At 66.0% G+C, this 21,415-nt stretch carries 24 protein-coding genes; 9 read left to right on the plus strand and 15 right to left on the minus strand.

The features are described 5' to 3' along the window. Positions 1-105: 105 nt before the first annotated feature. The 3 genes from ACP7AG_RS06305 to ACP7AG_RS06315 are packed head-to-tail and all read left to right on the plus strand — an operon-like array spanning position 106 to position 2,134. The gene (locus ACP7AG_RS06305; protein WP_426030207.1) at positions 106-1,242 is read left to right on the plus strand and encodes an efflux RND transporter permease subunit; all 1,137 of its coding nucleotides are present in this window, start codon (positions 106-108) and stop codon (positions 1,240-1,242) included. Continuing rightward, positions 1,239-1,802 carry a Dps family protein gene (locus ACP7AG_RS06310; RefSeq protein ID WP_426030208.1) on the plus strand — a complete coding sequence of 188 codons (564 nt, stop codon included), beginning with the start codon at positions 1,239-1,241 and terminating at the stop codon, positions 1,800-1,802. Before ACP7AG_RS06305 ends, ACP7AG_RS06310 begins: the two co-directional genes overlap by 4 nt. Continuing rightward, the gene (locus ACP7AG_RS06315; protein ID WP_426030209.1) at positions 1,799-2,134 is read left to right on the plus strand and encodes an ArsR/SmtB family transcription factor; all 336 of its coding nucleotides are present in this window, start codon (positions 1,799-1,801) and stop codon (positions 2,132-2,134) included. Before ACP7AG_RS06310 ends, ACP7AG_RS06315 begins: the two co-directional genes overlap by 4 nt. A 15-nt stretch (positions 2,135-2,149) precedes the next feature. Here the strand turns inward: ACP7AG_RS06315 and ACP7AG_RS06320 are convergent, their stop codons facing one another. Beyond that, positions 2,150-2,923 (minus strand): sulfite exporter TauE/SafE family protein, encoded by a 774-nt coding sequence (locus ACP7AG_RS06320; RefSeq protein ID WP_426030210.1) that lies wholly within the window; start codon positions 2,921-2,923, stop codon positions 2,150-2,152. Between the two features lie 78 nt (positions 2,924-3,001). On the opposite strand from ACP7AG_RS06320, the gene ACP7AG_RS06325 reads away from it, so the two are divergent. The 3 genes from ACP7AG_RS06325 (at position 3,002) to ACP7AG_RS06335 (ending at position 5,014) form a co-directional block, all read left to right on the plus strand. After that, on the plus strand, positions 3,002-3,946 hold the full coding sequence (locus tag ACP7AG_RS06325) for an MBL fold metallo-hydrolase (RefSeq protein WP_426030211.1): 945 nt from the start codon (positions 3,002-3,004) through the stop codon (positions 3,944-3,946). Positions 3,947-4,028: 82 nt separating this feature from the next. Further along, positions 4,029-4,532, plus strand: a complete 504-nt coding sequence (locus tag ACP7AG_RS06330; protein WP_426030212.1) for a hypothetical protein — start codon at positions 4,029-4,031, stop codon at positions 4,530-4,532. Further along, positions 4,529-5,014: a hypothetical protein gene (locus ACP7AG_RS06335; RefSeq protein WP_426030213.1), complete on the plus strand. Its 486-nt coding sequence runs from the start codon at positions 4,529-4,531 to the stop codon at positions 5,012-5,014. Before ACP7AG_RS06330 ends, ACP7AG_RS06335 begins: the two co-directional genes overlap by 4 nt. Here the strand turns inward: ACP7AG_RS06335 and guaA are convergent. The 8 genes from guaA to ACP7AG_RS06375 all read right to left on the minus strand — a co-directional run bounded on the left by guaA (position 4,969) and on the right by ACP7AG_RS06375 (position 12,270). Beyond that, on the minus strand, positions 4,969-6,528 hold the full coding sequence (gene guaA / locus ACP7AG_RS06340) for a glutamine-hydrolyzing GMP synthase (RefSeq protein WP_426030214.1): 1,560 nt from the start codon (positions 6,526-6,528) through the stop codon (positions 4,969-4,971). The two genes, ACP7AG_RS06335 and guaA, sit on opposite strands and share 46 nt — an antisense overlap. A gap of 60 nt (positions 6,529-6,588) precedes the next feature. Further along, complete coding sequence (locus ACP7AG_RS06345; RefSeq protein WP_426030215.1) at positions 6,589-7,860, minus strand: RsmB/NOP family class I SAM-dependent RNA methyltransferase; 1,272 nt, start codon at positions 7,858-7,860, stop codon at positions 6,589-6,591. A 7-nt stretch (positions 7,861-7,867) separates the two neighbouring features. Further along, positions 7,868-8,263 (minus strand): MAPEG family protein, encoded by a 396-nt coding sequence (locus ACP7AG_RS06350; RefSeq protein ID WP_426030217.1) that lies wholly within the window; start codon positions 8,261-8,263, stop codon positions 7,868-7,870. A gap of 4 nt (positions 8,264-8,267) precedes the next feature. Next, complete coding sequence (gene guaB / locus ACP7AG_RS06355) at positions 8,268-9,731, minus strand: IMP dehydrogenase (protein ID WP_426015065.1); 1,464 nt, start codon at positions 9,729-9,731, stop codon at positions 8,268-8,270. 83 nt (positions 9,732-9,814) lie between these two features. Then, positions 9,815-10,186 carry a type II toxin-antitoxin system VapC family toxin gene (locus ACP7AG_RS06360; RefSeq protein ID WP_426030218.1) on the minus strand — a complete coding sequence of 124 codons (372 nt, stop codon included), beginning with the start codon at positions 10,184-10,186 and terminating at the stop codon, positions 9,815-9,817. Next, the gene (locus ACP7AG_RS06365) at positions 10,183-10,380 is read right to left on the minus strand and encodes a type II toxin-antitoxin system VapB family antitoxin (RefSeq protein ID WP_426015105.1); all 198 of its coding nucleotides are present in this window, start codon (positions 10,378-10,380) and stop codon (positions 10,183-10,185) included. The genes ACP7AG_RS06360 and ACP7AG_RS06365 overlap by 4 nt, the downstream gene beginning before the upstream one ends. Before the next feature lie 61 nt (positions 10,381-10,441). Next, on the minus strand, positions 10,442-11,149 hold the full coding sequence (locus tag ACP7AG_RS06370; protein ID WP_426030219.1) for an RlmE family RNA methyltransferase: 708 nt from the start codon (positions 11,147-11,149) through the stop codon (positions 10,442-10,444). Further along, entirely contained in the window at positions 11,146-12,270 is a 1,125-nt protein-coding gene (locus ACP7AG_RS06375) for a Ppx/GppA phosphatase family protein (RefSeq protein ID WP_426015071.1), read from the minus strand. Before ACP7AG_RS06375 ends, ACP7AG_RS06370 begins: the two co-directional genes overlap by 4 nt. 160 nt (positions 12,271-12,430) lie before the next feature. Between ACP7AG_RS06375 and hspQ the strand changes: the two genes are divergently transcribed. Beyond that, positions 12,431-12,760: a heat shock protein HspQ gene (hspQ, locus tag ACP7AG_RS06380; RefSeq protein WP_426015073.1), complete on the plus strand. Its 330-nt coding sequence runs from the start codon at positions 12,431-12,433 to the stop codon at positions 12,758-12,760. Positions 12,761-12,841: 81 nt separating this feature from the next. Then, on the plus strand, positions 12,842-13,723 hold the full coding sequence (phhA, locus tag ACP7AG_RS06385; protein ID WP_426030220.1) for a phenylalanine 4-monooxygenase: 882 nt from the start codon (positions 12,842-12,844) through the stop codon (positions 13,721-13,723). On the opposite strand, the gene ACP7AG_RS06390 is transcribed toward phhA, so the two are convergent. After that, complete coding sequence (locus ACP7AG_RS06390; protein ID WP_426030221.1) at positions 13,681-14,901, minus strand: acyltransferase family protein; 1,221 nt, start codon at positions 14,899-14,901, stop codon at positions 13,681-13,683. The genes phhA and ACP7AG_RS06390 overlap by 43 nt on opposite strands. Positions 14,902-14,913: 12 nt before the next feature. Between ACP7AG_RS06390 and ACP7AG_RS06395 the strand changes: the two genes are divergently transcribed. Next, complete coding sequence (locus tag ACP7AG_RS06395) at positions 14,914-15,837, plus strand: LytTR family DNA-binding domain-containing protein (RefSeq protein ID WP_426030223.1); 924 nt, start codon at positions 14,914-14,916, stop codon at positions 15,835-15,837. Here ACP7AG_RS06395 and ACP7AG_RS06400 read toward each other — a convergent pair. From ACP7AG_RS06400 to ACP7AG_RS06420, 5 genes are read right to left on the minus strand one after another with little or no spacing between them, the layout of a single operon-like run. Beyond that, positions 15,834-16,346, minus strand: a complete 513-nt coding sequence (locus ACP7AG_RS06400; RefSeq protein ID WP_426015082.1) for a GNAT family N-acetyltransferase — start codon at positions 16,344-16,346, stop codon at positions 15,834-15,836. The two genes, ACP7AG_RS06395 and ACP7AG_RS06400, sit on opposite strands and share 4 nt — an antisense overlap. Positions 16,347-16,348: 2 nt before the next feature. Continuing rightward, positions 16,349-17,692: an N-succinylarginine dihydrolase gene (locus ACP7AG_RS06405; protein WP_426030224.1), complete on the minus strand. Its 1,344-nt coding sequence runs from the start codon at positions 17,690-17,692 to the stop codon at positions 16,349-16,351. Further along, the gene (gene astD / locus ACP7AG_RS06410) at positions 17,689-19,143 is read right to left on the minus strand and encodes a succinylglutamate-semialdehyde dehydrogenase (protein ID WP_426030225.1); all 1,455 of its coding nucleotides are present in this window, start codon (positions 19,141-19,143) and stop codon (positions 17,689-17,691) included. Before astD ends, ACP7AG_RS06405 begins: the two co-directional genes overlap by 4 nt. Next, complete coding sequence (locus tag ACP7AG_RS06415; RefSeq protein ID WP_426015088.1) at positions 19,140-20,144, minus strand: arginine N-succinyltransferase; 1,005 nt, start codon at positions 20,142-20,144, stop codon at positions 19,140-19,142. Before ACP7AG_RS06415 ends, astD begins: the two co-directional genes overlap by 4 nt. Then, positions 20,145-21,404 carry a hydrolase gene (locus ACP7AG_RS06420; RefSeq protein ID WP_426030226.1) on the minus strand — a complete coding sequence of 420 codons (1,260 nt, stop codon included), beginning with the start codon at positions 21,402-21,404 and terminating at the stop codon, positions 20,145-20,147. It abuts the gene before it with no gap. Positions 21,405-21,415 lie beyond the last annotated feature (11 nt).

Raw genomic sequence — 21,415 nt, forward strand, 5'->3', positions numbered from 1 at the left:
TCCCCCCCCGCTGGGGGGTGCCCCCGGCGGGCGGGGGGGGACATGGTTGGGGGGCGGGGGGGGGCCCGTCTCTTGTGGGTGGGGGCCCCGCCCGGACCGCCGGTGATGGCCACCCTGCTGGCCGAGATCTATGGTCCCGACGCCAAGACGCGGCGCGCCGTGGCCGAACGCGTCAAGGCCGCCTTCAAGTCCGTGCCCTACATCGTCGATATCGACGACAGCTACGGCCAGCCTCGGCCCGGCCTGCGCCTGATTCCCGACCGCGATCGCCTGGAGGCCCTGAAGGTCAATGACCGCGAGGTCCTGGACTCGATCAGTGCGGCTTTTGGCGGTCAGGTGGTCGGCTACGCCCATCGCGGCGAGGGGCGCGATCCCCTGGAGATTTCGGTGCGCCTGCCGCAGTCGGCGCGCAGCTGGGGCGAAGGCCTGGCATCCCTGCCCGTGGCCCAGAGCCAGGGTGGCCGGCTCGTGGCGCTGGGCGAGGTGGTCACCGCCACCCAGGAGGCCGGATCGACCCACATCTTCCGCCGCGACGGCCGCGACGTCGATATGATCATGGCCGAACTGGCCGGCGCCTACGAGGCGCCGATCTACGGGATGATGGCGGTCGATAAGGCGATCAAGACCGCCGACTGGGGCAATCTGCAAAGGCCCGACATTCGCATGAACGGCCAGCCGACCGACGAGAGCAAGCCGACCGTGCTCTGGGACGGTGAGTGGGAAATCACCTGGGTGACCTTCCGCGACATGGGCGCGGCCTTCGGGGTGGCGATCCTTGGCATCTATGTGCTGGTCGTCGCCCAGTTCAAGAGCTTCCGCCTGCCGCTGGTGATCCTGACGCCGATCCCCCTGACCCTGGTCGGCATCGTCATCGGCCACATCCTGTTCAAGGCGCCCTTCACCGCCACCTCGATGATCGGCTTCATCGCCCTGGCGGGGATCATCGTGCGCAATTCGATCCTGCTGGTGGACTTCATCCGCCACAGCCAGACCGGCGATCGGCCGCTGCGCGAGGTGTTGCTCGAAGCTGGAGCGATCCGCTTCAAGCCGATCGTTCTGACCGCCCTGGCGGCCATGATCGGCGCGGCGGTGATCCTGTTCGACCCGATCTTCCAGGGCCTGGCAATCTCGCTGCTGTTTGGCTTGGCCTCATCGACGGTGCTGACCGTGCTGGTGATTCCCGCCCTCTACATCGTCCTGCGCGATGACGACCGCCCGCAGGTTCCCAAGGAGTCGACATGACGAGCTTGGACATCGATATCGGCATCGCCTCGCCGGAACGCCAGGCCATCACCGAGGGGCTCTCGCACCTGCTGGCCGACAGCTACACACTGTACCTGAAGACCCACAACTATCATTGGAACGTCACGGGTCCGATGTTCCAGACCCTGCACACCATGTTCGTGACCCAGTACACCGAGCTGGGCTTGGCGGTCGATGACATCGCCGAACGGATCCGCGCCCTCGGCCATCCCGCCCCGGGCAGCTACGCGGCCTTCGCCAGGCTCTCCAGCATCGCCGAGGAGGACGCCGTCCCGCCGTCGCGCGAGATGATCATCAATCTGGTCAAGAGACACGAAACCGTGACGCGCACGGCCCGAGGGATCTTCCCGATCGCCAAGGCGGCTAGCGACGAGCCGACCTGTGACCTGATGACACAGCGCGTGCAGGTCTCGGAAAGACCGCCTGGATACTGCGCAGCCTTCTCGACCCGGCCTAGACGACAGGCAGGGCGGTCGCCGTCGGCGTCCGCCCAACGCCCTCTTGAACCTCTCTGCGTATCTTCTAAATTAAGCAGATGAGCAAGCTCGCCCTCTCTTCGCCGGTCGATGATGTCCAGGATCTCGCCGCCAGCGCCCACGCCGCCGCGCGTTTGCTCAAGCTCCTGGCCAGCGAGCAGCGCCTGCTCATCCTCTGTCGTCTGATCGATGGGGAGGCCTCGGTCGGCGATCTGGCGGTCCATGTTGGAATGGCCCAGTCGGCGACCTCCCAGCACCTGGCCAAGATGCGCGCCGAGGGCTTGGTTGCCACCCGGCGGGAAGCCCAGACCATCTTCTATCGACTGGCCGATCCCGCCGCGATGCGCGTGCTTGAGACGCTGTGCGAGGTCTATCGCGGGGTTGGGACGCGCTGAGCCTCGATCACGACCTCATGCCGTCGTGGTCTTCCAGGCCACATAGGCCGCGACCATCAGCACAAGGGAGGCGAACAACCTGCGCGCCAGCAACGCGCGCCCAGCCAGAAGTCCCGCGCCGCGCACGCCTAGGGCGCCTCCGCCCAATCCGCCCAGGACAAAGAGACCCGCGACGGGCCAGTCGATCAGTCCGGAGGCGGCATAGTTCAGCGAGGTGGCCGCGCCAAACAGCGAGACCGACAGCAGCGATGAGGCCGTGGCACTGGCCAGGGTCATGCCTGTAGCCGCTATCAATCCGGGTACAATCAGGAACCCGCCGCCGATCCCGAAAAATCCGGCGGCAAGGCCCGTCAGCACGCCCAGCGGCGCCAGCTTTAGCATCAGGCTCAGGCTGATATGGACCAGCGGATCGCCCTCGGACTTGGGGCGACGCATCATCGATAGGGCAATCGCCGCCATCGCGACGGCGAACCACAGTAACAGGCGCTGTCCATCGACAGCCTTGGCCAGGGTCGAGCCCAGGAAGGAGCCGATCAGTCCGGCTCCGGCGAAGACGCTCGCACACGGCCATTTGACGCGCCCTCCCCGGCCATGGCCCACCAGATTAAGCCCGGCATTGACCGCAACCGCTGCGGCCGATGTTCCAATCGCCACGTGGGGATCGTGGACACCAACGACATAGAGCAGCAATGGGGTGGCGAGCACCGACCCGCCGCCGCCGAACAGACCCAGCAGCGCGCCGACGACGACGCCGCTCATCAGGGCCGAAACAATCATGAACAAGGACATACAGCCAACTCGACGGGACTTGTATATTCATATATTCGCATATAGGTACTCTGTCGATAGGAAACCCGAGAGTATGTGATGCGCGAGCCGCCCCCTTCGCCTGACGCTGCCGTGAACAAGGCGAGATCGATTATCGAACAGGCGCTGGCCGCACCCGTCTCGCGACCGCTGGTGCAAGCCTTCTTCGACGAGGCGACCTCCACGGTCAGCTATGTCGTGCGTGACCCCACCTCATCGGCTTGCGCCATCATCGACAGCGTCCTGGACTATGACGCGGCTTCAGGTAGGACCGCCGAGCGGTCGGCCGACGCACTCATCGCCCATGTCAAGAATCAGGGGCTCACGGTCGTCTGGCAGTTGGAGACCCACGCCCACGCCGACCACCTGTCGGCCGCGCCCTATCTGCAAGGCGCTCTGGGCGGTCGCCTGGCGATCGGCGAGCATATCGTCGACGTTCAAAGCACGTTCGGAAAACTGTTCAATGCGGGACCCGACTTTGCTCGCGATGGCCGGCAGTTCGATCATCTGCTGAAGGACGGTGAGACGTTTTCGATTGGCGAATTACGGGCCATCGCCCTGCATGTGCCCGGCCACACCCCGGCCTGCATGGCCTATGTGATCGGCGATGCGATCTTCGTCGGCGACACCCTGTTCATGCCCGACTACGGCACCGCCCGCTGCGACTTCCCGGGCGGCGATGCGGCGACGCTGTTCGCCTCGATCTTGCGTCTGCTGGCGCTTCCCGACAAAGCCCGCGTCTTCCTGTGTCACGACTACAAGGCGCCGGGCCGTGACGTCTTTGCCTGGGAGACCACGATCGGCGCTCAACGCCGAGACAACATCCATGTTCACGCGGGCGTTAGCCAGGCTGAGTTCGTGGCGCTGCGCGAGGCGCGCGACCGAACCCTGGACATGCCCAGGCTGATCCTGCCTTCCGTTCAGGTGAACATGCGCGGCGGCCATCTTCCAGAGCCGGAAGACAACGGCGTGCGTTACCTAAAGATCCCCCTCAACGCCGTTTGATGAGCGCCATGACCAAACTTCTCGCCATCGTGGCCCCCTGATCGCCGGGCCCATCGCCGCCCATGCCGATCCGACCCGCGTCATGGTCCGGGTCCAGGCGCTCGACGCCAAATTCATCGGCGATCACATGGGCGGGGTTGCGGTCACGCTGAAGGACGCGCGCACTGGGGCCGGTCTGGCCAATGGCTTGACCAAGGGCGGAACGGGCGACAACCAACGGATCATCCGGGCGCCCAGAACGCGCGGCGGCGGCGTGACCGACAGCGCGACCGCCGGCTTCGAAGCCGTCCTGGATCTGAAAGAGCCGACCCTTGTGCGGGCCGAGGCGGCGGGTCCGATGGGCAAACCGCGCGCCTCCATCCGTGTGACGTCCGAACTCTGGGTCATACCGGGGCGTGACATCCTGGGCGACGGCTGGATCCTCACCCTGCCGGGCCTGGTTGTCGAACCGACGGCGTCATCGACACCGGAGGGCGCCGTGACCATCACGGCGAAAGTCGCTTTGATGTACGGCTGTCCCATCGAGAAGGGCGGCCGTGGGACGCGGCCAATTAGTCCTGGGTCTGCTGAGCCTGAGGCTTCATGAACATCTCCGAGGTGGGGGTGAACTCCACCATCCGGCCCAGATACATGAAGCCGGTATTGTCGGAGATGCGCGCGGCCTGGCCCAGGTTGTGGGTGACGATGACGATGCATCTCGTCTTGGAACCAGACCTCGACAGGCGTGCCGGGCGTCAGGCCAGATTGAATACGCGCCAGCGCCCCTGCGAAGCCTTCAACAGCCTCATCGACGAGCCAGACCGCATCAAATCATCGGACATCGCCAATGGGCCACAGGTTCACGCTAGGGGCGATTGGTATAAGATCAATTGGATAACCCCTGGCCCGATGCCGTCAGCCATGCCGACAAATGAAAAGAGCGCCGGCGATAGACAGCGCTCTTTATGGAACGAAAAACCTTTTATTTCAGAGACTTATGCTGACTTTCTGATAGTCTGCGATAGCCCTAAAACGATGCCCCGTCATTCCCATTCAATCGTCCCGGGCGGCTTTGACGTAACGTCATAGACGACCCGATTGACCCCCCGGACTTCGTTGATGATCCGAGTGGCGGTCTTGCCCAACACATCCCACGGGAACTCGAAAAAGTCGGCGGTCATGCCGTCGGTCGAGGTTACGGCGCGCAGGGCCAGCACGTTCTCGTAGGTGCGGGCGTCGCCCATGACCCCTACCGTTTTCACGGGGAGGAGAACGGCGAAGGCCTGCCAGATCTGGTCATAGAGGCCTGCCTTGCGGATCTCGTCGAGATAAATGGCGTCGGCCTGCTGGAGCACATCGACCTTCTCGGGGGTAATGTCGCCCGGGATGCGGATCGCCAGACCTGGACCGGGGAACGGATGACGGCCGACGAAGGCCGGCGCCAGACCCAGCTCGACGCCCAGGGCGCGCACCTCGTCCTTGAACAGCTCGCGCAGCGGCTCGACCAGCTTCAGCTTCATGAAATCCGGCAGGCCGCCGACATTGTGGTGGCTCTTGATCACCGCCGAGGGGCCGCCGCGCGCCGAGACGCTCTCGACCACGTCGGGATAGAGGGTGCCCTGGGCCAGGAAGTCGGCGCCGTCGATCTTGGCGGCCTCGCGATCGAAGATGTCGATGAACTTGCCGCCGATGATCTTGCGCTTGGTCTCCGGATCGCTGACCCCGGCCAAGGCGCCCAGGAACTCGTCGCCGGCGTCCACATGGACCAGCGGGATATTGTAGTGGTCGCGGAACAGGGTCACCACCTGCTCGGCCTCGTTGTGACGCAGCAGGCCCGTGTCGACGAACACGCAGGTCAGCTGGTCGCCGATCGCCTCGTGGATCAGCACGGCGGTTACCGAGCTGTCGACGCCGCCCGACAGGCCGCAGATCACCTTGCCGGTCCCGACCTGTTCGCGGATCTTGCCGACCATCTCCTGGCGGAAGGCGGCCATGGTCCAGTCGCCCTTCAGGCCGGCCAGCTTGAGGAAGTTGCGATAGATCTGGGCCCCGTTGACGGTGTGCACCACCTCGGGGTGGAACTGGACGCCGTAGATCTTGCGGGCGTCATTGGCGATGGCGGCGAACGGCGCGCCGGTCGAGGTGGCTATCACCTCGAAGCCTTCGGGAATGGCGGTGACGCGGTCGCCGTGGCTCATCCAGACGGTTTCCAGTTCACCCACACCGGCCAGACCCTCGAACAGCGGGCTGTCCTTGCCCACGGTCAGTTCCGCGCGCCCGAATTCGCCGGCATGGCCGCCCTCGACTTGGCCGCCCAGCACGTCGCACAGCAATTGTTCGCCATAGCAGACCGCCAACAGCGGCACGCCAATCTCGAACAGCTTCTTGCCGATGCGGGGGCTGTCGGCCTCCAGCACGCTGGCGGGACCACCCGACAGAATGATGGCCGAGGGGGCGTAGTCGTCGACCAGGGCCTCGGCCTTGTCGAACGGGTGGATTTCGCAATAGACGCCCGCCTCGCGCACCCGACGGGCGATCAGCTGGGTCACCTGGCTGCCGAAATCGACGATCAGGACGCGCTGGTGGTGGGTTTCAGTGGTCATGCGCGGGTCCTTTTCAGTGTCGTCATTCGGTGTCGGATCCCCTGCCCCGGCGGGAGAAGACTAGGCCGTGCGTTCCATTACCGCAGTGAAGAAGCCGTCGGTGCCGGCGCCCTTGGGCGTCAGGCGCAGATGGCCCTGCGGAGTGAGGTATTGCTGCACGCCGTCCAGCGTAATCGGCACGGTGGAGAAGCCCGGATGGCGTTCGAGGAAAGCCGCGACGCGGTCCTCGTTCTCCTCGACCAGCAGCGAACACGTCACATAGATCAGTCGACCGCCCACCTTCACGAAGTCGGCCGCATCGGTCAGCACCGCGTCCTGCTCGATCTGGCGCTTGGCCAGCTGATCGGACGACAGCCGCCACTTGGCGTCCGGGTGACGGCGCCACGTGCCCGAGCCCGTGCAGGGCGCGTCGACAAATACCAGGTCCAGCTTGCTCTCCAGACCTTTCAGCGGCTCGCCCTCGATCGGCGAGCGGATTTGCAGATTGCGCACCCCGGCCCGTTGCGAGCGGCGGATGGTGTCGGCCAGCCGGCGGGGGTCGCTGTCGTGAGCGTAGATCTGGCCGCTGTTGCCCATGGCGGCTGCCAGGGCCAGGGTCTTTCCCCCGCCCCCGGCGCAGAAATCAAGCACCTGCTTGCCCTTGATCGGACCTGCCGTGGCGGCGGCGATCTGCGAGCCCAGGTCCTGGACCTCGAACCAGCCCCTGGAGAAGGCCGGCACGGCCTCGACAGACGGAGTACGGTCAGCGGCTTGCGGCGCAGGAATGCGGAAGGCCGCCTCAAGCACGCCAGCGGGCTCGGCGCCGATGGCGGCTACGGCCTTGGCGCCGCGCGGCACGTCGGTCTTCAGAAAGTTGATGCGGAGGTCGACCGGCGCGCGTTGCGACAGCGCCGCCATCTCGGCCGCCCGGTCTTCGCCCAGGGCGCGGTTCAGGAAGGGCTCCAGCCAGTCAGCATAGTCGCCGGCGATGGCGGCGGGCGCCTCGGCGATCGACCGCGGCGACGCGATGGCGGCCAGTTCGACCTCGGTCAGGACGCCGGGTCCATGCTCTTCGCCGACCGCCTCGGCGATGCGCTCGACGGACCAGGCCCAGTCGTGGGCCAGCACGCCCAGCACCACGCCGCGAACACTGTCGTCGCCCATCATCCAGCCCAGCGAGCGCTTGCGGCGCAGGGCGTCCAGCGCCAGGCCGGAGACGAAGGCCCGATCCTTCGAACCGGCATAGCGGGCGCTCTCGCCCCAGCGCTTCAGCGCCATCCGTACAGGGAAATGGCGCGTCTCGATCTCGGTGAGAACCTCGATCGCCGCTGTCAGTCTACCGCCGTCACGCATGTTGTTTTCAGATCACCAAGGCCGCCAGGATCAGGCCAATGCCGACCAGGGAAGCAAGCCAGACCAGCGAGCGGATGACCGGCACGCCGAAGGCATAGAGAAAGATATAGACCACCCGCGCGCCGACATAGAGCGCGGCGCCGCCGCAGGTCAGCGTTCCGAGCCGGCCGCCCAGATAGGCGACGAGCACGGCCACAGCGAAAAACGGAAAGGTTTCGCGGAAATTGGCGAAGGCGCGTTGCAGGCGCCCAGCCATTCCCGTGAGCTCCACCGGCGTATCGCGGGGGCCGACATTCCACTTGAGACCGCGCTGCGGCTGGGCTGCGGCGCTCGCCCACAACAGGTGGACGAGGCCGATGACCACGGCTGCCGCCAGCATCTGGAGTTCGAAGGCCATCCGCACGGCTCTAGACCGCGCTCGGATAGTTGGGCGCTTCCCGCGTGATCATCACGTCGTGGACGTGGCTTTCACGCAGGCCGGCGCCGGTGATCCGCACGAAGCGAGCCCGCTTCTGGAACTCGGCGATGTCGGGCGCGCCGACATAGCCCATGGCCGCCCGCAGACCGCCCACCAGCTGGTGAAGCACCGGAGCGATGGCGCCCTTGAACGGCGTCTGGCCTTCAATGCCTTCGGGAACCAGCTTGAAGCTGTCGGTGACTTCCTTCTGGAAGTAGCGGTCGGCCGAGCCGCGCGCCATGGCCCCCACCGAGCCCATGCCGCGATAGCTCTTGTACGAGCGGCCCTGGTAGAGGAACACCTCGCCGGGAGCCTCCTCGGTGCCGGCGAACATCGACCCCAGCATGGCGGTCGAGGCCCCGGCCGCGATGGCCTTGGCCAGGTCGCCCGAATATTTGATGCCGCCGTCGGCGATGACGGGCGTTCCGCTCTCTCTGGCGGCGCGGACGGCCTCCATGATCGCGGTCAATTGCGGTACGCCCACGCCAGCGACGATGCGAGTGGTGCAGATGCTGCCTGGACCAATGCCGACCTTGACCGCGTCGGCGCCGGCGTCGATCAGGGCGCGCGCGGCGTCGTAGGTGGCGATGTTGCCGGCCACGATCTGCACGCGGTTGGCTTCGCGCTTAAGTCGGGAGACCGCCGCCGTCACCTGGCTTGAGTGGCCGTGGGCCGTGTCGATGACGACCACATCGACGCCAGCGTCGACGAGACCCATCGAACGCTCAAAGCCGACGTCGCCGACCGTTGAAGCCGCGCCAACCAGCAGGCGGCCCTTGTCGTCCTTGGCGGCCAGCGGGTGGGCCTGGGCCTTCTCGATATCCTTGACGGTGATCAGGCCGACGGCATGGAAGCCGTCGTCGACGACGATCAGGCGCTCGATCTTGTGCTTGCGCAGCAGCTCGCGCGCCTCGCGCGGATCGACGCCTTCACGCACCGTGATCAGGTTCTCGCGGGTCATGATCGCCGAGGCCGGGACCTTGTCGTCGCCTTCGAAACGCATGTCGCGGTTGGTCAGGATGCCGACCAGCTTGCCCGAGCCACGCTCGACCACCGGGAAACCCGAGATCTTGCGGCGGGCCGTGATCTCGCGGACCTCGGCCAGGGTGGTGTCTGGGTGGATGGTCAGCGGATTGATGACCATGCCGCTTTCATAGCGTTTCACTTCGCGCACGTGGTCGGCCTGTTCATCGACCGTCATGTTGCGGTGCAGGATGCCCATGCCGCCGGCCTGAGCCATGGCGATGGCGAGGCGGCTTTCGGTCACGGTGTCCATAGCGGCGGACACGAGCGGGATGTTCAGACTGATTTCACGCGTGAATTTGGTCTCGGTCGTCACCTGGGTGGGCATGACGTCGGACGGACCGGGTTCGAGCAAAACGTCGTCGAAGGTGAGCCCTTCGCGAATCTCCATTGGAGTCTCCATTTTGCGAGCCGCGTATACCTACGGGAGGCCGCCGTGTCGACCCGCTTGGCCATGAAGGACGCGAATTCCGCTCACCCTTCGGGATGAAAGGCGACGGAAAGTCGCTCCGCGAGGTCCCGCAGCCGCCGATCACCTGTCCATAGCCTCGCGTCAGTCGTCAGCCTTACGGCCGCCAGGAGGTGAGCGTCCACATAGCCTACGCCCTCGCCGTGGAGGCTATGGGCTTCGATGAAAGTCATCACCTCTTCGTCTCGCGCTTCAACGGCCTGCGGCAACTGCGTGAGGGCTTCCAGAACCTCGCGCCGATTCCGCAGGTTGCCGAGCGCAATCTCGTCGACCACGAAGGGATGCGAGATCACTCGTCCATCTTCAAGCAACCGCGTCAGCGTGAGGTTCGACGTCCGGAGATGATCGATCCAGACCGACGTGTCGACGAGGATCACGCCGGTTCGGGCCGCCGACGAGGAACGCTTGCGACATCGGGCTCGCTTCCGCCAAGGCGAGCGAGGCGACGCGCGCTTTCACGTTCCACCAAGGCTTTCAGAGCCTCGCGGACCAGCGCGGTCTTTTCTTCGATGCCTGTGAGCGCGGTCGCTCGCGCCAAGAGATCGTCATCCAGCGCTAGGGTGGTTCGCATCGTCAGTTCCAAGTTTGCATGAAATATGACATCAAACGATGCGAAAATCCATGCTTAACGATCAACGCCCCTTGAACCCCGTCGCCACCAGAAAGACCTCGGAGCTGTCGCTGCGGCTGGCCTTGGGCTTGAAGTGCACGACCTTGGTGAAGTTCTTCTTCAACTGGGCGATCACCGCTGCCGTCTCGCCGCCTTGAAAGGCCTTGGCGACGAAGGCGCCGCCTGGTTTGAGCACCTCGATCGCGAAATCGGCGCCGATCTCGATCAGGCCGACAATGCGCAAGTGATCGGTCTCGCGATGGCCGACGGTGTTGGGAGCCATGTCGGACATGACCAAGTCCGGCGCGCCACCCAACAACTCCAGCATCTTGGGCGGACAGGCCGGGTCGGTGAAGTCCATTTCCAGGATATGCGCGGGCGCGACGGGATCGACCGGCAGCAGATCGACGCCGACGATGTCGGTGACCCCGCGCTCCGTGGCCATCTGCAGCCACCCACCCGGCGCGCAGCCCAGGTCGATGACGCGGGAGCCCTTCTTGAAGAAGTGGTGCTTGTCGTCGATCTCGCTGATCTTGAAGGCCGCGCGGCTGCGATACCCTAGGGCCCGGGCCTTGGCCGAGAACGGGTCGTTGATCTGCCGCTCCAGCCAGGCCTGCTGCGAAGGCGTACGACCAAAGGCGGTCTTCAGGCGCGCCGGCTTGGCCCGGCCGCCGTCATTGCCGCCGGCGGGCGGCTTGACCATGCGCTTGCGGGGGGGCTCGTCGTTCATGGGTTCACCGTCTCGGGCCTGGAGCGACCCGCGCCGCCGCGCCGACGCCGGCGCGGCTTCTTCTGCTGGTCGGACATCAGGGACATCAGAAGCCCCTCTCTAAGCCCCCGATCGGCGACACGCACGCGAGAACACGGCCAAAGCTCTTGAACAGCCTGCAAAATCGCCGCGCCAGCCAGGACGAGGTCGGCGCGGTCGGCGCCGATACAGGGCTCCAAGGCGCGTTCCTTGGCTGTCAGAGTCAGCAGCCGATCGGCCGCCGCCTCGCATTCGTGACGGTGCATCCACAGGCCGTCGACCACGTTGCGATCATAACGCGGCAGACCCAAATGCAGGCCCGCCAGGCTGGTGATGGCGCCGGACGTGCCGACCATGTGGGCCCGGCCACTTTCGAACAGGGCGCGCATCGGTTCGGCGTGCGGGAAGGCTTCGATCCTGCCCTTGACCTCATCGACCATGGCCCGGAACCAGCCCTCCTCCACTCGCTCGCCCTCGGGAAAGCGCTCGGCCAGGGTGACCACGCCGATCGGAATCGACAGCCAGGCCTTGATCGGCAGCCTCCAGGCGGCGAATTGCCGAGGCTTGGCGTCGAGCCCGCCTCCTTTGAGATCAACCCAGGACAGCTCGGTCGATCCGCCGCCGACATCGACGACCAACGCCGCCTCGGCCTCGCGGTCGAACAGGCTCATGCAGCCGGCCACCGACAGTTGGGCTTCTTCCTTCGGCGTGATGATCTCCAGGCGCAAGCCGGTCTCCTCGGCCACGCGGCGCACGAAATCGGGACCATTGGTCGCGCCCCGACAGGCCTGTGTCGCGACGGCCTTGATCCGAAGAACCTTGCGACGGCGAATCTTCTCGGCGCAGACCTTCAAGGCCGCCATCGAGCGGTCCATCGCCTCCTCGGACAGGCGGCCGCTCCGTGAAAGCCCCTCACCCAGCCGGACGATCCGGGAATAGGCCTCGACGACGCGAAATCCTCGTGGGGACGGAGTCGCCACCAGCAGGCGGCAATTGTTCGTTCCCAGGTCGAGCGCCGCATAGCACGACTGCTCGCCTGGCGGCCGGCGCCTGCCCGAGCCTTGAGGCTGAGGCGCGCCGGGCGCTACCTGCGCCTCCGACATGGTTGTTCCACCTTGTCTCGCAGACGATTCGAACCGAACCGCCTCACTTCAAGAGCCAGCATAGCAACGGGATTCCCCAGCCGAAAGGCGTCGCCTTGTTATCCGCCAACGGAACTCTACGTTCAGCTTCTGGTCAGAAGACTCGGATTAGGCTGCACGCATGAATTCGAGATTTGCCAAGTTCGCGATCGGCCAAGTGGTCAAACACCGGATCTTCCCGTTTCGGGGCGTCGTGTTCGACGTCGATCCCGTGTTCGCCAACACCGAGGAGTGGTGGAATTCCATTCCCGAGGACATCCGGCCGACCAAGGACCAGCCGTTCTACCATCTGTTGGCTGAAAATGACGACAACACCTATGTCGCCTATGTCTCCGAGCAGAACCTGCTGGCCGACCAGACGGGGGACCCCGTGGGCCACCCCCAGGCTGCGGTGATCTTCGAGAGTTTCGATCGGGGCGCCTACAAGCTTCGCCCCCGAATTTCTCACTAGACGCAACGTCTCTGCCGACGACCGCCGGCTATCGCGCAATTCCGAAGGGAATTTGCCGTTGGGCGGGCGTAATCTCTGCGGATGAGCGCGGATGGTTTTAGCGGCGGCCCGCCCCCGGGGGCGAGGCTTGATTGGACAATCGACCAAGGCTGGGAAAGTTACACCCAGGCCGAGCACGACGTCTGGATCACACTTTACGAACGCCAGACCGCATTGCTGCCAGGGCGGGCCTGCGACGAATTCCTGCGCGGCCTCGACGCCCTTGACCTGCACCGATCCGGCATCCCTGACTTCCATCGGATCAACGAGGAACTGCAACGCCTGACCGGCTGGAGCGTGGTGGCCGTGCCGGGCCTGGTGCCCGATGACGTGTTCTTCGACCACCTGGCCAACCGCCGCTTCCCCGCCGGCCAGTTCATCCGCAAGGCGGACCAACTGGACTATCTGAAGGAGCCGGACATTTTCCACGATGTCTTCGGCCACGTGCCGATGCTGACGGACCCAGTGTTCGCCGACTACATGCAGGCCTATGGCCAAGGCGGCCAGCGGGCGCTCAGTCTGGGACGTTTGGCCAATCTCGCTCGGCTCTACTGGTACACGGTCGAGTTCGGGCTGATCGAAACCGAGGCTGGCCTGCGCATCTATGGGGCCGGAATCGTCTCGTCGCGTACCGAATCGCTGTTCGCCCTGGACAGCGCCTCGCCCAATCGGCTGGGGTTCGATCTCGAGCGGGTGATGCGCACGCCTTATCGGATCGACGATTTCCAGCAGGTCTATTTCGTCATTCCATCGATCCAGTCCTTGCAGGCGGTCACCCTGCGCGATTTCGCCCCGCTCTATGATCGGCTGGCCGGCGCGGCCGACCTCGGCATCGCCGAGATCATCAGCGCCGACCGGGTGATCACTACCGGCAGCCAGGCCTATGCGAAGGCCGGAGGGCTCTTGGCCTCAGCGGGCGACTGATCGCCCCTGAGGCCAAACAGCAGGCGCACGCCTGGAATCCGCCTCACGATCTCGTAGGTCGCGAAACAGCCCGCGAAGGTGAAGACGATCAGAATCAAGGCCTCAAAAGGCTGGGGCAAACCCAGCTTGGCCAGATGGTGAGCCATCACCACAATCAAGGTCTGGTGCACGAGGTAGAACGGGAAGACGCCCACCGTCAGGTAGCGAAGGATGGGCCCGCCCCGGTTGAGATACTTGGCGCCGAACCCCAGGATCGCGGCGATCGCGCACCACGTGTCGGTCGTGTAGACGAAGCGCATCGCCCAACGCAGACCTTCCGGCGGGATCGGCGTGCCGGCGCGATAGACCCAGGCATAGGTCGCCCATCCGGCATAGGCCGCGACCGCCAGGCCCAGGGCAAGCCAACGCGCGGCGATCAGGCGTTCGCGAAGAACCTCCGACTTGGCCAAGCCAAAGCCGAGCAAGAAAGCCGAGAACGACACGGCGTGCACATAGTGGTCACCGACCAGGGCATGGGTTTCGCCGTAGCGCGGATAGAGCCAGGCGCGAACGAGGCCAAGAAACACGATGGGCCACAGGATCAGGCCAGGGCCGTTCAACACGCGTTCGGCGGCGGCTTGCAGGTGCTCGCCCAACCGGCGCCAGATCAGCAGCAGGCCGGCCAGCACGAGGGTGTAGAACAGCAGATAGGCCACGAACCACATATGGTTCCAGGTCGGGGTGGTCAGGCAGCCGTCCGCCGAACACCAGTGACCAGACCCCGTGACATACTTGATCCAGAAATCTCCGTAGGAGAAGGCCGAGCCAGGCCCCGCCGAGTGGGCCGCCGCGTACTCGACGACCTGGTAGTAGGACTGCGGCGGCACGATCACGAACATGGCAAACAGCAGCGGCGGCAGGAGGCGCGCCATCCGCGCCCCGGTCAATTTACCTACCGTCGTCTTGTCTGCCATGAACCGGGTCGCCGCTCCGGAGACCAGAAACAGCAGAGTCAACCGCCAAGGATTGGTCACGAACATCGCCAATTCCAGGGTCTCAACGGGATGAGGCGACTTCACGTGCCACTCCCAGGGCACGTAGAACATGCCGACGTGATACAGAATCAGCAGGAAGAACGCACTGACCCTAATCCAGTCAAGATCGTATCGGCGGGTCGGGGTTGAGACGGTCGTGGTCATGAGGGCACCCGTTTGAATAAGGATGACAAGGTCGTGGCCCAGCCCCGCGCCACAGGCCAAGACCCACGGGATCAGCGGGCCTTGGCAGGGACGAGCGGAAACCGATTGGCGGCCAGCGGCGCGGTTTTCGGGATGAGCGGCGAGGAGCGGCAAGGCATTTGGCGCGCCTGGCTTCTCGGCGTGGGTCTGATCTCCTGTATCGCCGTCGTCAACGTCCTGACCATCAGGCATGACGCCTCGCGCCTTGGCACGCTGGCGCCCGCGATATGGGAGGGCAGCAGCGCCTTGGTGACGCTGGTGATCTTCGCTATTCCGGCGTTGGTGGCGCTATGGACCACGCGGGCGTCGCCACGCTGGTGGCAGGCCGCGCCCGTTCACGTTTTGGCAGTCGTGATCTATTCGATGCTGCACGTCAGCGGCTTCGTCCTGCTCCGCAAGGCAGCCTATTTCGTGCTGCTGCATCAGCCTTATCAGTTCGGGTCGCTGTCCACCGAATTCCCCTACGAATTCCGCAAGGACATGATGGCCTATGGCCTGGCCTCGATCATCTGTTACCTCTCGTTGCGGCGAAGCGGACGTCAGGCGGGCATATCGGCCCCAGCGCCCTCGGCCCCGGCCACGTTTGACATCCGAGACGGCGCTCGACTCTTGCGCGTCACCGTCGATGAAATCCTGGCCGTGCGTTCGGCGGGCAACTACACCGAGTTCCTGCTCCGCGACGGTCGGCGGCCGTTGATGCGGTCGTCCCTCAACGGCCTCGAAACCCGGCTCAGCGAACACGGCTTCGTTCGTATCCATCGCTCGTGGCTTGTCAATCCGGCGCAGGTGAGCGGACTCCGGCCGGCGGGATCCGGTGACTATGCCGTCGAGCTGGGCGATATCGAGGCCCCGCTTTCGAGGCGATTCCCGACGGCGCTGGCGGCGCTGCGCGGCTAGTCGAGCAGCAGACCCATGACGATGTCGTCGTCCACGCCGCCATCCGGCAGTCGGCCGCGGGCGATCATCCGCCCCTCGATCTGAAACCCCAGGCGCTGGTAGAGCCGTTGAGCGCCGAGATTGGCCGCGCCGGTCCAAAGCTCGATCCGGCGCACGGGCGGGCTGGCCTGGCGCGCGGCTTCGATCAGGGCGCGAAACAAGGCTGAGCCGACGCCCCTTCCCTGCCAGACTGGATCGACCGCCACTGTGAGATCGGTCAGAACATGGGCGAAGATCCGGACCTTCATTCGCTCGACGTGAAGTTCGCCGCACAGGCCGCCGTCCGCGCCAACCGCCAAGAGGTTGAAGCCCCCGTCATCCGCCGCGGACATGGCGTGGGCGACATAGTCCTCAGTGACCTCCTCCGGCTGCCGCGCTAGGCCGCCAGGCTCTGCCGCGACCCGGCGATGGAGCGCCAGGATGGCCGCCGCGTCTTCCGGCATGGCGGGTCGGACGATGAAGTCGCTCATGCTCAGGCAACTCGCTGAAATGGATAGAAGTCGCCACCGAGCTTGAGGATCGTCGTCAGCTCGTCCAACGCCTCGCGGCCCTCGACGATCAAGGAAGGGTCGATCAGGTCTGCCGGCGCCAGGCGATCGCGATAGCGGCGGGCGGCCCACAGGTTCAGGCGCTCGTGCAGCGCGGCGTCGAACCGTTGACCGGCGTTCGTCGCCGCCAGCTCGACCTCGGTCAACACGACGCGCAACCGCAGGCACGCAGGGCCACCGCCGTTGCGCATGCTTTGCCGCACATCGACATATTCCACTCGACCTATGGGACCGTTGGAGCTGGCCAGCGCCTGAGCCGCCGCGTGGGCGCGTGGGTTGTCGCGGGTTTCGCCGGGGGCGAGCAGCACCAGGCGGTCCTCGCCGGGCAGGACCAGGAGCTGGGAGTTGAAGAGATAGCTTTTCACCAGGTCGTCCATCGGCAGGTCGGCTTCGCTGATCTCCACGAAGGCCGGTTCAAACAGCCCCTGGGCGGCGCGGCGCACACCGGCCTCCATCGCCGCGCGATCCTCGAAGGCCCGTTCGTGAAACAGCAGGCACTCCCGAGTGCCCACGCAGACCACGTCGTTGTGAAACGCCCCGCCATTGATCGCCGCCATGCCCTGACGCGCAAAGACACCCCGGGCCGCGCCATGCCGCCGCTCGACCGCCTCGAAGGCCTCGCGGGTCTGGCGGGCCGGATAGCGACCTTCCCAGCGCTCCCAGGCTTCGCGACCCCACACGAACAGGTTGACGCCGGCCTCACCGTGATCGGCGCAAAGCCGCACATGGTTGGCTGCGCCTTCGTCGGCGAAGTGCGGTTGGGCCAGCAGCGGGTCGTGCACGGCGAACCGGGCCTCGTCGGAGAACAGGCGGCGAAGAGACCGCGTGGTCTGCTCGCCCTCGAGACTGCGATGCAGGTTGGTCAGCAGGTTGGCCGGCGTGAAATGCACGCGGCCATCAGCGGTATCGGCACTGGGCGTGACGGTCGCGGCATTGGCCGCCCACATCGGCGATGCCGAGCAGGACGTAGCGGCCAAGGCCGGAGCCTGTTTCCACGCTGTTTCCAATACCTTGGCGTCGGAACCTAAGAAGCCGATCGACCGCAGCAGCGCCAAATCTGGCCGCTCATGCGGCGGCAGCACGAACTGCGGCAGCCCCCAGTCGGCCAGCTGGCGCATCTTGGTCAGCCCCTCCAGCACTGCGGCGCGTGGGTTGGAGGCCTCGCCGGCATTGGCCTGGCTGGCGATATTGCCGGCCGACAACCCGACATAGGAGTGTGTCGGCCCGACGAGCCCGTCGCAATTGGCCTCGACGGCGCGCGAGGTCATTCCCGCAGGCCCTTAATATCGCTAAGGGTATTGGCGACGCTTGGCGCTTCGAAACTGGCCACGGGATAGGCGCAATAGTCTGCCGCGTAATAGGCGCTGGGGCGGTGGTTGCCCGAGCTGCCAAGGCCTCCGAACGGCATGGTCCCGGCCGCGCCCGTGGTCGGCCGGTTCCAGTTGACGACGCCGGCTCGGATACGCTTCAGGAAATGCTCCCAATGCGCTGTTTCACTGGAGATAAGACCCGCCGACAGACCGTATCGGGTGGCATTGGCGGCGGCGATTGCTTCGTCGAGCGAACCGACCCGGCGCACCTGCAGCAGCGGCGCGAAAAGCTCTTCGTCGGGGATCGTCTCACCGGTCACGTCGACCAAGCCAGGCGAGACAAAGGCGCCGCTCAGCCCATCGACCGACGTCATGGCGCGCAACGCCTTGCCGGGCATCGCCTCGGATCCGGCTAAAGCCATGGCGGCGGCCCGATCGGAGATCAGCGGTCCCATGAAAGGTTCCTCCCCGCCGTTCCAGGCGCCGATGACCAGGCGCTCGGCCAAGGCAGCCACCGCGTCAATCACCGCCTTCCCGCTCGCGTCATCGCGAACGATCAGTCTGCGCGCGCAGGAGCAGCGCTGGCCAGTGGTGATGAAGGCCGACTGCACGACCAAGGCCGCCACCGCCTGGACGTCGCCGGCGTCCCAGACCACCAGCGGATTGTTGCCGCCCAGTTCCAGCGCCAGGATCACATCGGGCCGATCGGCGAAGTGGCGGCGGAAGAACGCCCCGGCCTGCGCCGAGCCGGTGAACAGCAGGCCGTCGATCTCCTGGTCGATCAGCGCCTGGCCCACCTCCCGGCCGCCCTGGATCAGGTTGACGACACCGTCCGGCACGCCCGCCGCCTCTAGCGCCTCGACCAGCAGTTGGCCGGCCAGCGGCGTTTCTTCCGAGGGCTTGAAAACCACAGTGTCGCCGGCCAGCAGCGCTGGGACGATATGACCGTTAGGCAGGTGGCCGGGGAAATTGAATGGTCCCAGCACGGCCATCACACCATGCGGTCGGTGACGCAGCACGGCGCGGCCAAAGGCCATCGCGCTCTCGTGCTCGCCCGTGCGTTCCTCATAGGCCTTGATCGACGCCTCGACCTTGCCGGCCATCGAGCCCAGCTCGGCCTTGGTCTCCCAGAGCGCCTTGCCGGTCTCGCGGCTCAGGGCCTCGGCGAAGTCGCTGGTGCGCGCGACCAGCACGTCCTTGTAGCGGCGCATGACGGCGATCCGCTCGTCACGCGGACGGTCGCCCCAGGCCAGGAACGCCTTGCGCGCCGCCGAAAGCGCCGCGACCACGTCGGCCGTCGAAGCCGTCGCCTGGCGCCAGATCACCGCGCCTGTCGTCGGGTCGATCGAGACCGCCTCGGCGCCGGCGCCCGCGCGCCATACGCCATCGATGAACACGCCGCCGCTCATGCCTTCACCCGCACCATTTCGCCGTCCTGGACTCCCAGGGCCGAAGCCGCGTCGCGGCCGATGATCGCGCTCTCGCCATCGATCAGCACGGGTGTGCGCACCGCCCGAAAACTCGATACCGCCCCAGAGCAGATCAGCGCTTCCTCGCCATAGGCGTCTTCACCCAGCCTGACGCGTAGCCGCCGCCCTTCTCGCACCGTCTTGATGTCGTCGCGCCGGGCCGCCACGGTTGGGCCAGCGTCGAAGATGTCCACGAGACCGGAAAATCGGAAGCCCTCGGTCTCCAGCATGGCGCGGGCCGCCTCGCCCTCGCGATGCACCCGGCCGATGGTCTCCGAAGCGGGTTGTGGCAGCAGCTCGGCGTAGATCGGGTGTCGCGGCGCCAGATCGAGGATGAACTGGCCATCGGTCGACGCGCTCATCATGTCGGCCTCGTCGAACTCGAGCCGGAAGAATTTGCTGGCCACGTGGTCCCAGAACGGACAGCTGCCGTCCTCGTCGAACCAGCCGCGCAGTTCGGCCAGCACCATCTCGGCGAAGCGCTGCGGCTCCAGGCCAATGAGCATGTAGCGCGACTGGGCCAGCAAGCGCCCGGCCCCGCCCTTGCGACGCTCGGGCTTGAGGAACAGCGAGCCGACCTCCGACCAGCCGGCGCACTCGTTGACCAGCACCAGGGCGCGGTGGTCGAAACGCTTGTCGAGCGTGGGAGAAGACTGCGCCAAGGTCACGACGCGGAACGAGAAATGCGGCCGCTTCAAACCCACCCCCGCCTTGACCCCGGCCACGCCGATCACGTCGCCGGCCTCCAGGTCATCGAGCATCAGGGTGTACCAAGCCTCGGGCGCGGCGACCTCGGAGTGGAAGCTGGCCTGGGACAAGGCAAGCCGGGAGCGCAGCGTTTGCTCATCCTCCGGCAGGCTGGTGAAGCCGCGGCCCGACAGGACGGCCAACTCCATCAGGCTGTCGAAATCAGCAGGCACGGCGGGACGGACGACAAGCATTCAAACAGTCTCCGCGAGGTCGGTCATGGCCGCGCGCAAGGCGGGACCGTCGATCTCGCCGCTCGCCAGCTTCATCAGGATCAGGGCCGATAGCTGGGCGCGCTCCACAAAGCTGTCTGGCCAAGCATGTTCGGCCTCGCTGTGGATGTCGCCGCCGCGCACGCCCAGCGTATCGACATTGGGCAGGCCCGAAGCGAACAGATTGTTGCCTTCGCAGACGCCGCCCGACGGCTTCCAGCCGATCTCTTGCCCCAGCAAGGCGCCGACCGCCTTCACCGCGCCGAACAGGCGCTGCTGCGCGGCGTTGAAGGGCTTGGCGCCACGGGTGACGCGGCCATGCAGGTGAGCGTGCAGGCCCTCCCCCGTGGTCGAGGCGACGATCCGATCGACTTCGTCCTGGAACCAGGTAGCGTCCTCGGCGGCCGGGAAGCGGACATTGAAGCGCACCACCGCGACGTCTGGCACCATGTTCAGCGGCGAGCCGCCGTCGATCTTGGCGATGTTGCAGGTGACGCCCTCGCGCTGGCCGTTCAGGGCGTGCAGGGCCTGGGCGATGCGCACCGCCTCCATCACCGCGTTGCGGCCGGCGGCGAAGTCGCGGCCCGCGTGGGCGGCTCGACCGTGGACCACGACGTGAAAGTTGCCCGAGCCCTTGCGAGCGCTGGCCAGCGAGCCGTCGGCCAGCGCCGGCTCGTAGGTCAGGCCGACATGCCCCAGGCGAGCGAATTCTGCCAGGATCGGGGCCGAGGCGACCGAGCCGATCTCCTCATCCGGCGACAGCAGCACGCGGTAGCCGACGCGGCCAGCCAGCGGATGACGCTCGAAAGCCTCCAGCGCCGCCAGCATCACCGAGATTCCGCCCTTCATGTCGGCGATGCCCGGTCCGTGCAGGGCCCCGTCGGCGCGCGTCGTCACGGTCTGGAAGCTGCTGGTTTCGGGATAGACGGTGTCATAGTGGCCGGTCAGCACGACCTGGACCGGCGCCTCGGGCCGCACCACGACCGCGATCGCCGACGGATGGGCGCGCTCGCCGATCTTGCCATTGGCGCCGATCTCCGGCGAAGCGGCCAGCGGTATCTCGGTCGGAGCCGCCGGCAGGCCCGCGAAGGCTTCGAGCAAACTTTGCCGCTGGCGCTCAAGACCTGCCAGATGATGGCTTCCGGAATTTATCGCGCACCAAGCAATCGCTCGCTCAATGATCAGCGCGCCTTGGCCGGCCAGATGATCCAGCACCGCGCGATCTTCGTCATTGAGTCGCATGAAATCGGTGT

Origin of the sequence: Caulobacter sp. DWP3-1-3b2, from assembly GCF_049896325.1 — a bacterium.
Taxonomy (GTDB): domain Bacteria; phylum Pseudomonadota; class Alphaproteobacteria; order Caulobacterales; family Caulobacteraceae; genus Caulobacter.

Excerpts from the sequence above, each read along its gene's own strand:
- guaB (WP_426015065.1), bottom strand. The coding sequence starts at position 9,731 with ATGGAGATTCGCGAAGGGCTCACCTTCGACGACGTTTTGCTCGAACCC.
- ACP7AG_RS06330 (WP_426030212.1), top strand. The coding sequence starts at position 4,029 with ATGGTCCGGGTCCAGGCGCTCGACGCCAAATTCATCGGCGATCACATG.
- guaA (WP_426030214.1), bottom strand. The coding sequence starts at position 6,528 with ATGACCACTGAAACCCACCACCAGCGCGTCCTGATCGTCGATTTCGGC.
- ACP7AG_RS06325 (WP_426030211.1), top strand. The coding sequence starts at position 3,002 with ATGCGCGAGCCGCCCCCTTCGCCTGACGCTGCCGTGAACAAGGCGAGA.
- ACP7AG_RS06365 (WP_426015105.1), bottom strand. The coding sequence starts at position 10,380 with ATGCGAACCACCCTAGCGCTGGATGACGATCTCTTGGCGCGAGCGACC.
- ACP7AG_RS06405 (WP_426030224.1), bottom strand. The coding sequence starts at position 17,692 with ATGACCTCGCGCGCCGTCGAGGCCAATTGCGACGGGCTCGTCGGGCCG.
- hspQ (WP_426015073.1), top strand. The coding sequence starts at position 12,431 with ATGAATTCGAGATTTGCCAAGTTCGCGATCGGCCAAGTGGTCAAACAC.
- ACP7AG_RS06400 (WP_426015082.1), bottom strand. The coding sequence starts at position 16,346 with ATGAGCGACTTCATCGTCCGACCCGCCATGCCGGAAGACGCGGCGGCC.
- ACP7AG_RS06390 (WP_426030221.1), bottom strand. The coding sequence starts at position 14,901 with ATGACCACGACCGTCTCAACCCCGACCCGCCGATACGATCTTGACTGG.
- phhA (WP_426030220.1), top strand. The coding sequence starts at position 12,842 with ATGAGCGCGGATGGTTTTAGCGGCGGCCCGCCCCCGGGGGCGAGGCTT.
- ACP7AG_RS06335 (WP_426030213.1), top strand. The coding sequence starts at position 4,529 with ATGAACATCTCCGAGGTGGGGGTGAACTCCACCATCCGGCCCAGATAC.
- ACP7AG_RS06310 (WP_426030208.1), top strand. The coding sequence starts at position 1,239 with ATGACGAGCTTGGACATCGATATCGGCATCGCCTCGCCGGAACGCCAG.
- ACP7AG_RS06375 (WP_426015071.1), bottom strand. The coding sequence starts at position 12,270 with ATGTCGGAGGCGCAGGTAGCGCCCGGCGCGCCTCAGCCTCAAGGCTCG.
- ACP7AG_RS06320 (WP_426030210.1), bottom strand. The coding sequence starts at position 2,923 with ATGTCCTTGTTCATGATTGTTTCGGCCCTGATGAGCGGCGTCGTCGTC.
- ACP7AG_RS06370 (WP_426030219.1), bottom strand. The coding sequence starts at position 11,149 with ATGAACGACGAGCCCCCCCGCAAGCGCATGGTCAAGCCGCCCGCCGGC.
- astD (WP_426030225.1), bottom strand. The coding sequence starts at position 19,143 with ATGAGCGGCGGCGTGTTCATCGATGGCGTATGGCGCGCGGGCGCCGGC.
- ACP7AG_RS06420 (WP_426030226.1), bottom strand. The coding sequence starts at position 21,404 with ATGCGACTCAATGACGAAGATCGCGCGGTGCTGGATCATCTGGCCGGC.
- ACP7AG_RS06305 (WP_426030207.1), top strand. The coding sequence starts at position 106 with ATGGCCACCCTGCTGGCCGAGATCTATGGTCCCGACGCCAAGACGCGG.
- ACP7AG_RS06345 (WP_426030215.1), bottom strand. The coding sequence starts at position 7,860 with ATGCGTGACGGCGGTAGACTGACAGCGGCGATCGAGGTTCTCACCGAG.
- ACP7AG_RS06415 (WP_426015088.1), bottom strand. The coding sequence starts at position 20,144 with ATGCTTGTCGTCCGTCCCGCCGTGCCTGCTGATTTCGACAGCCTGATG.
- ACP7AG_RS06315 (WP_426030209.1), top strand. The coding sequence starts at position 1,799 with ATGAGCAAGCTCGCCCTCTCTTCGCCGGTCGATGATGTCCAGGATCTC.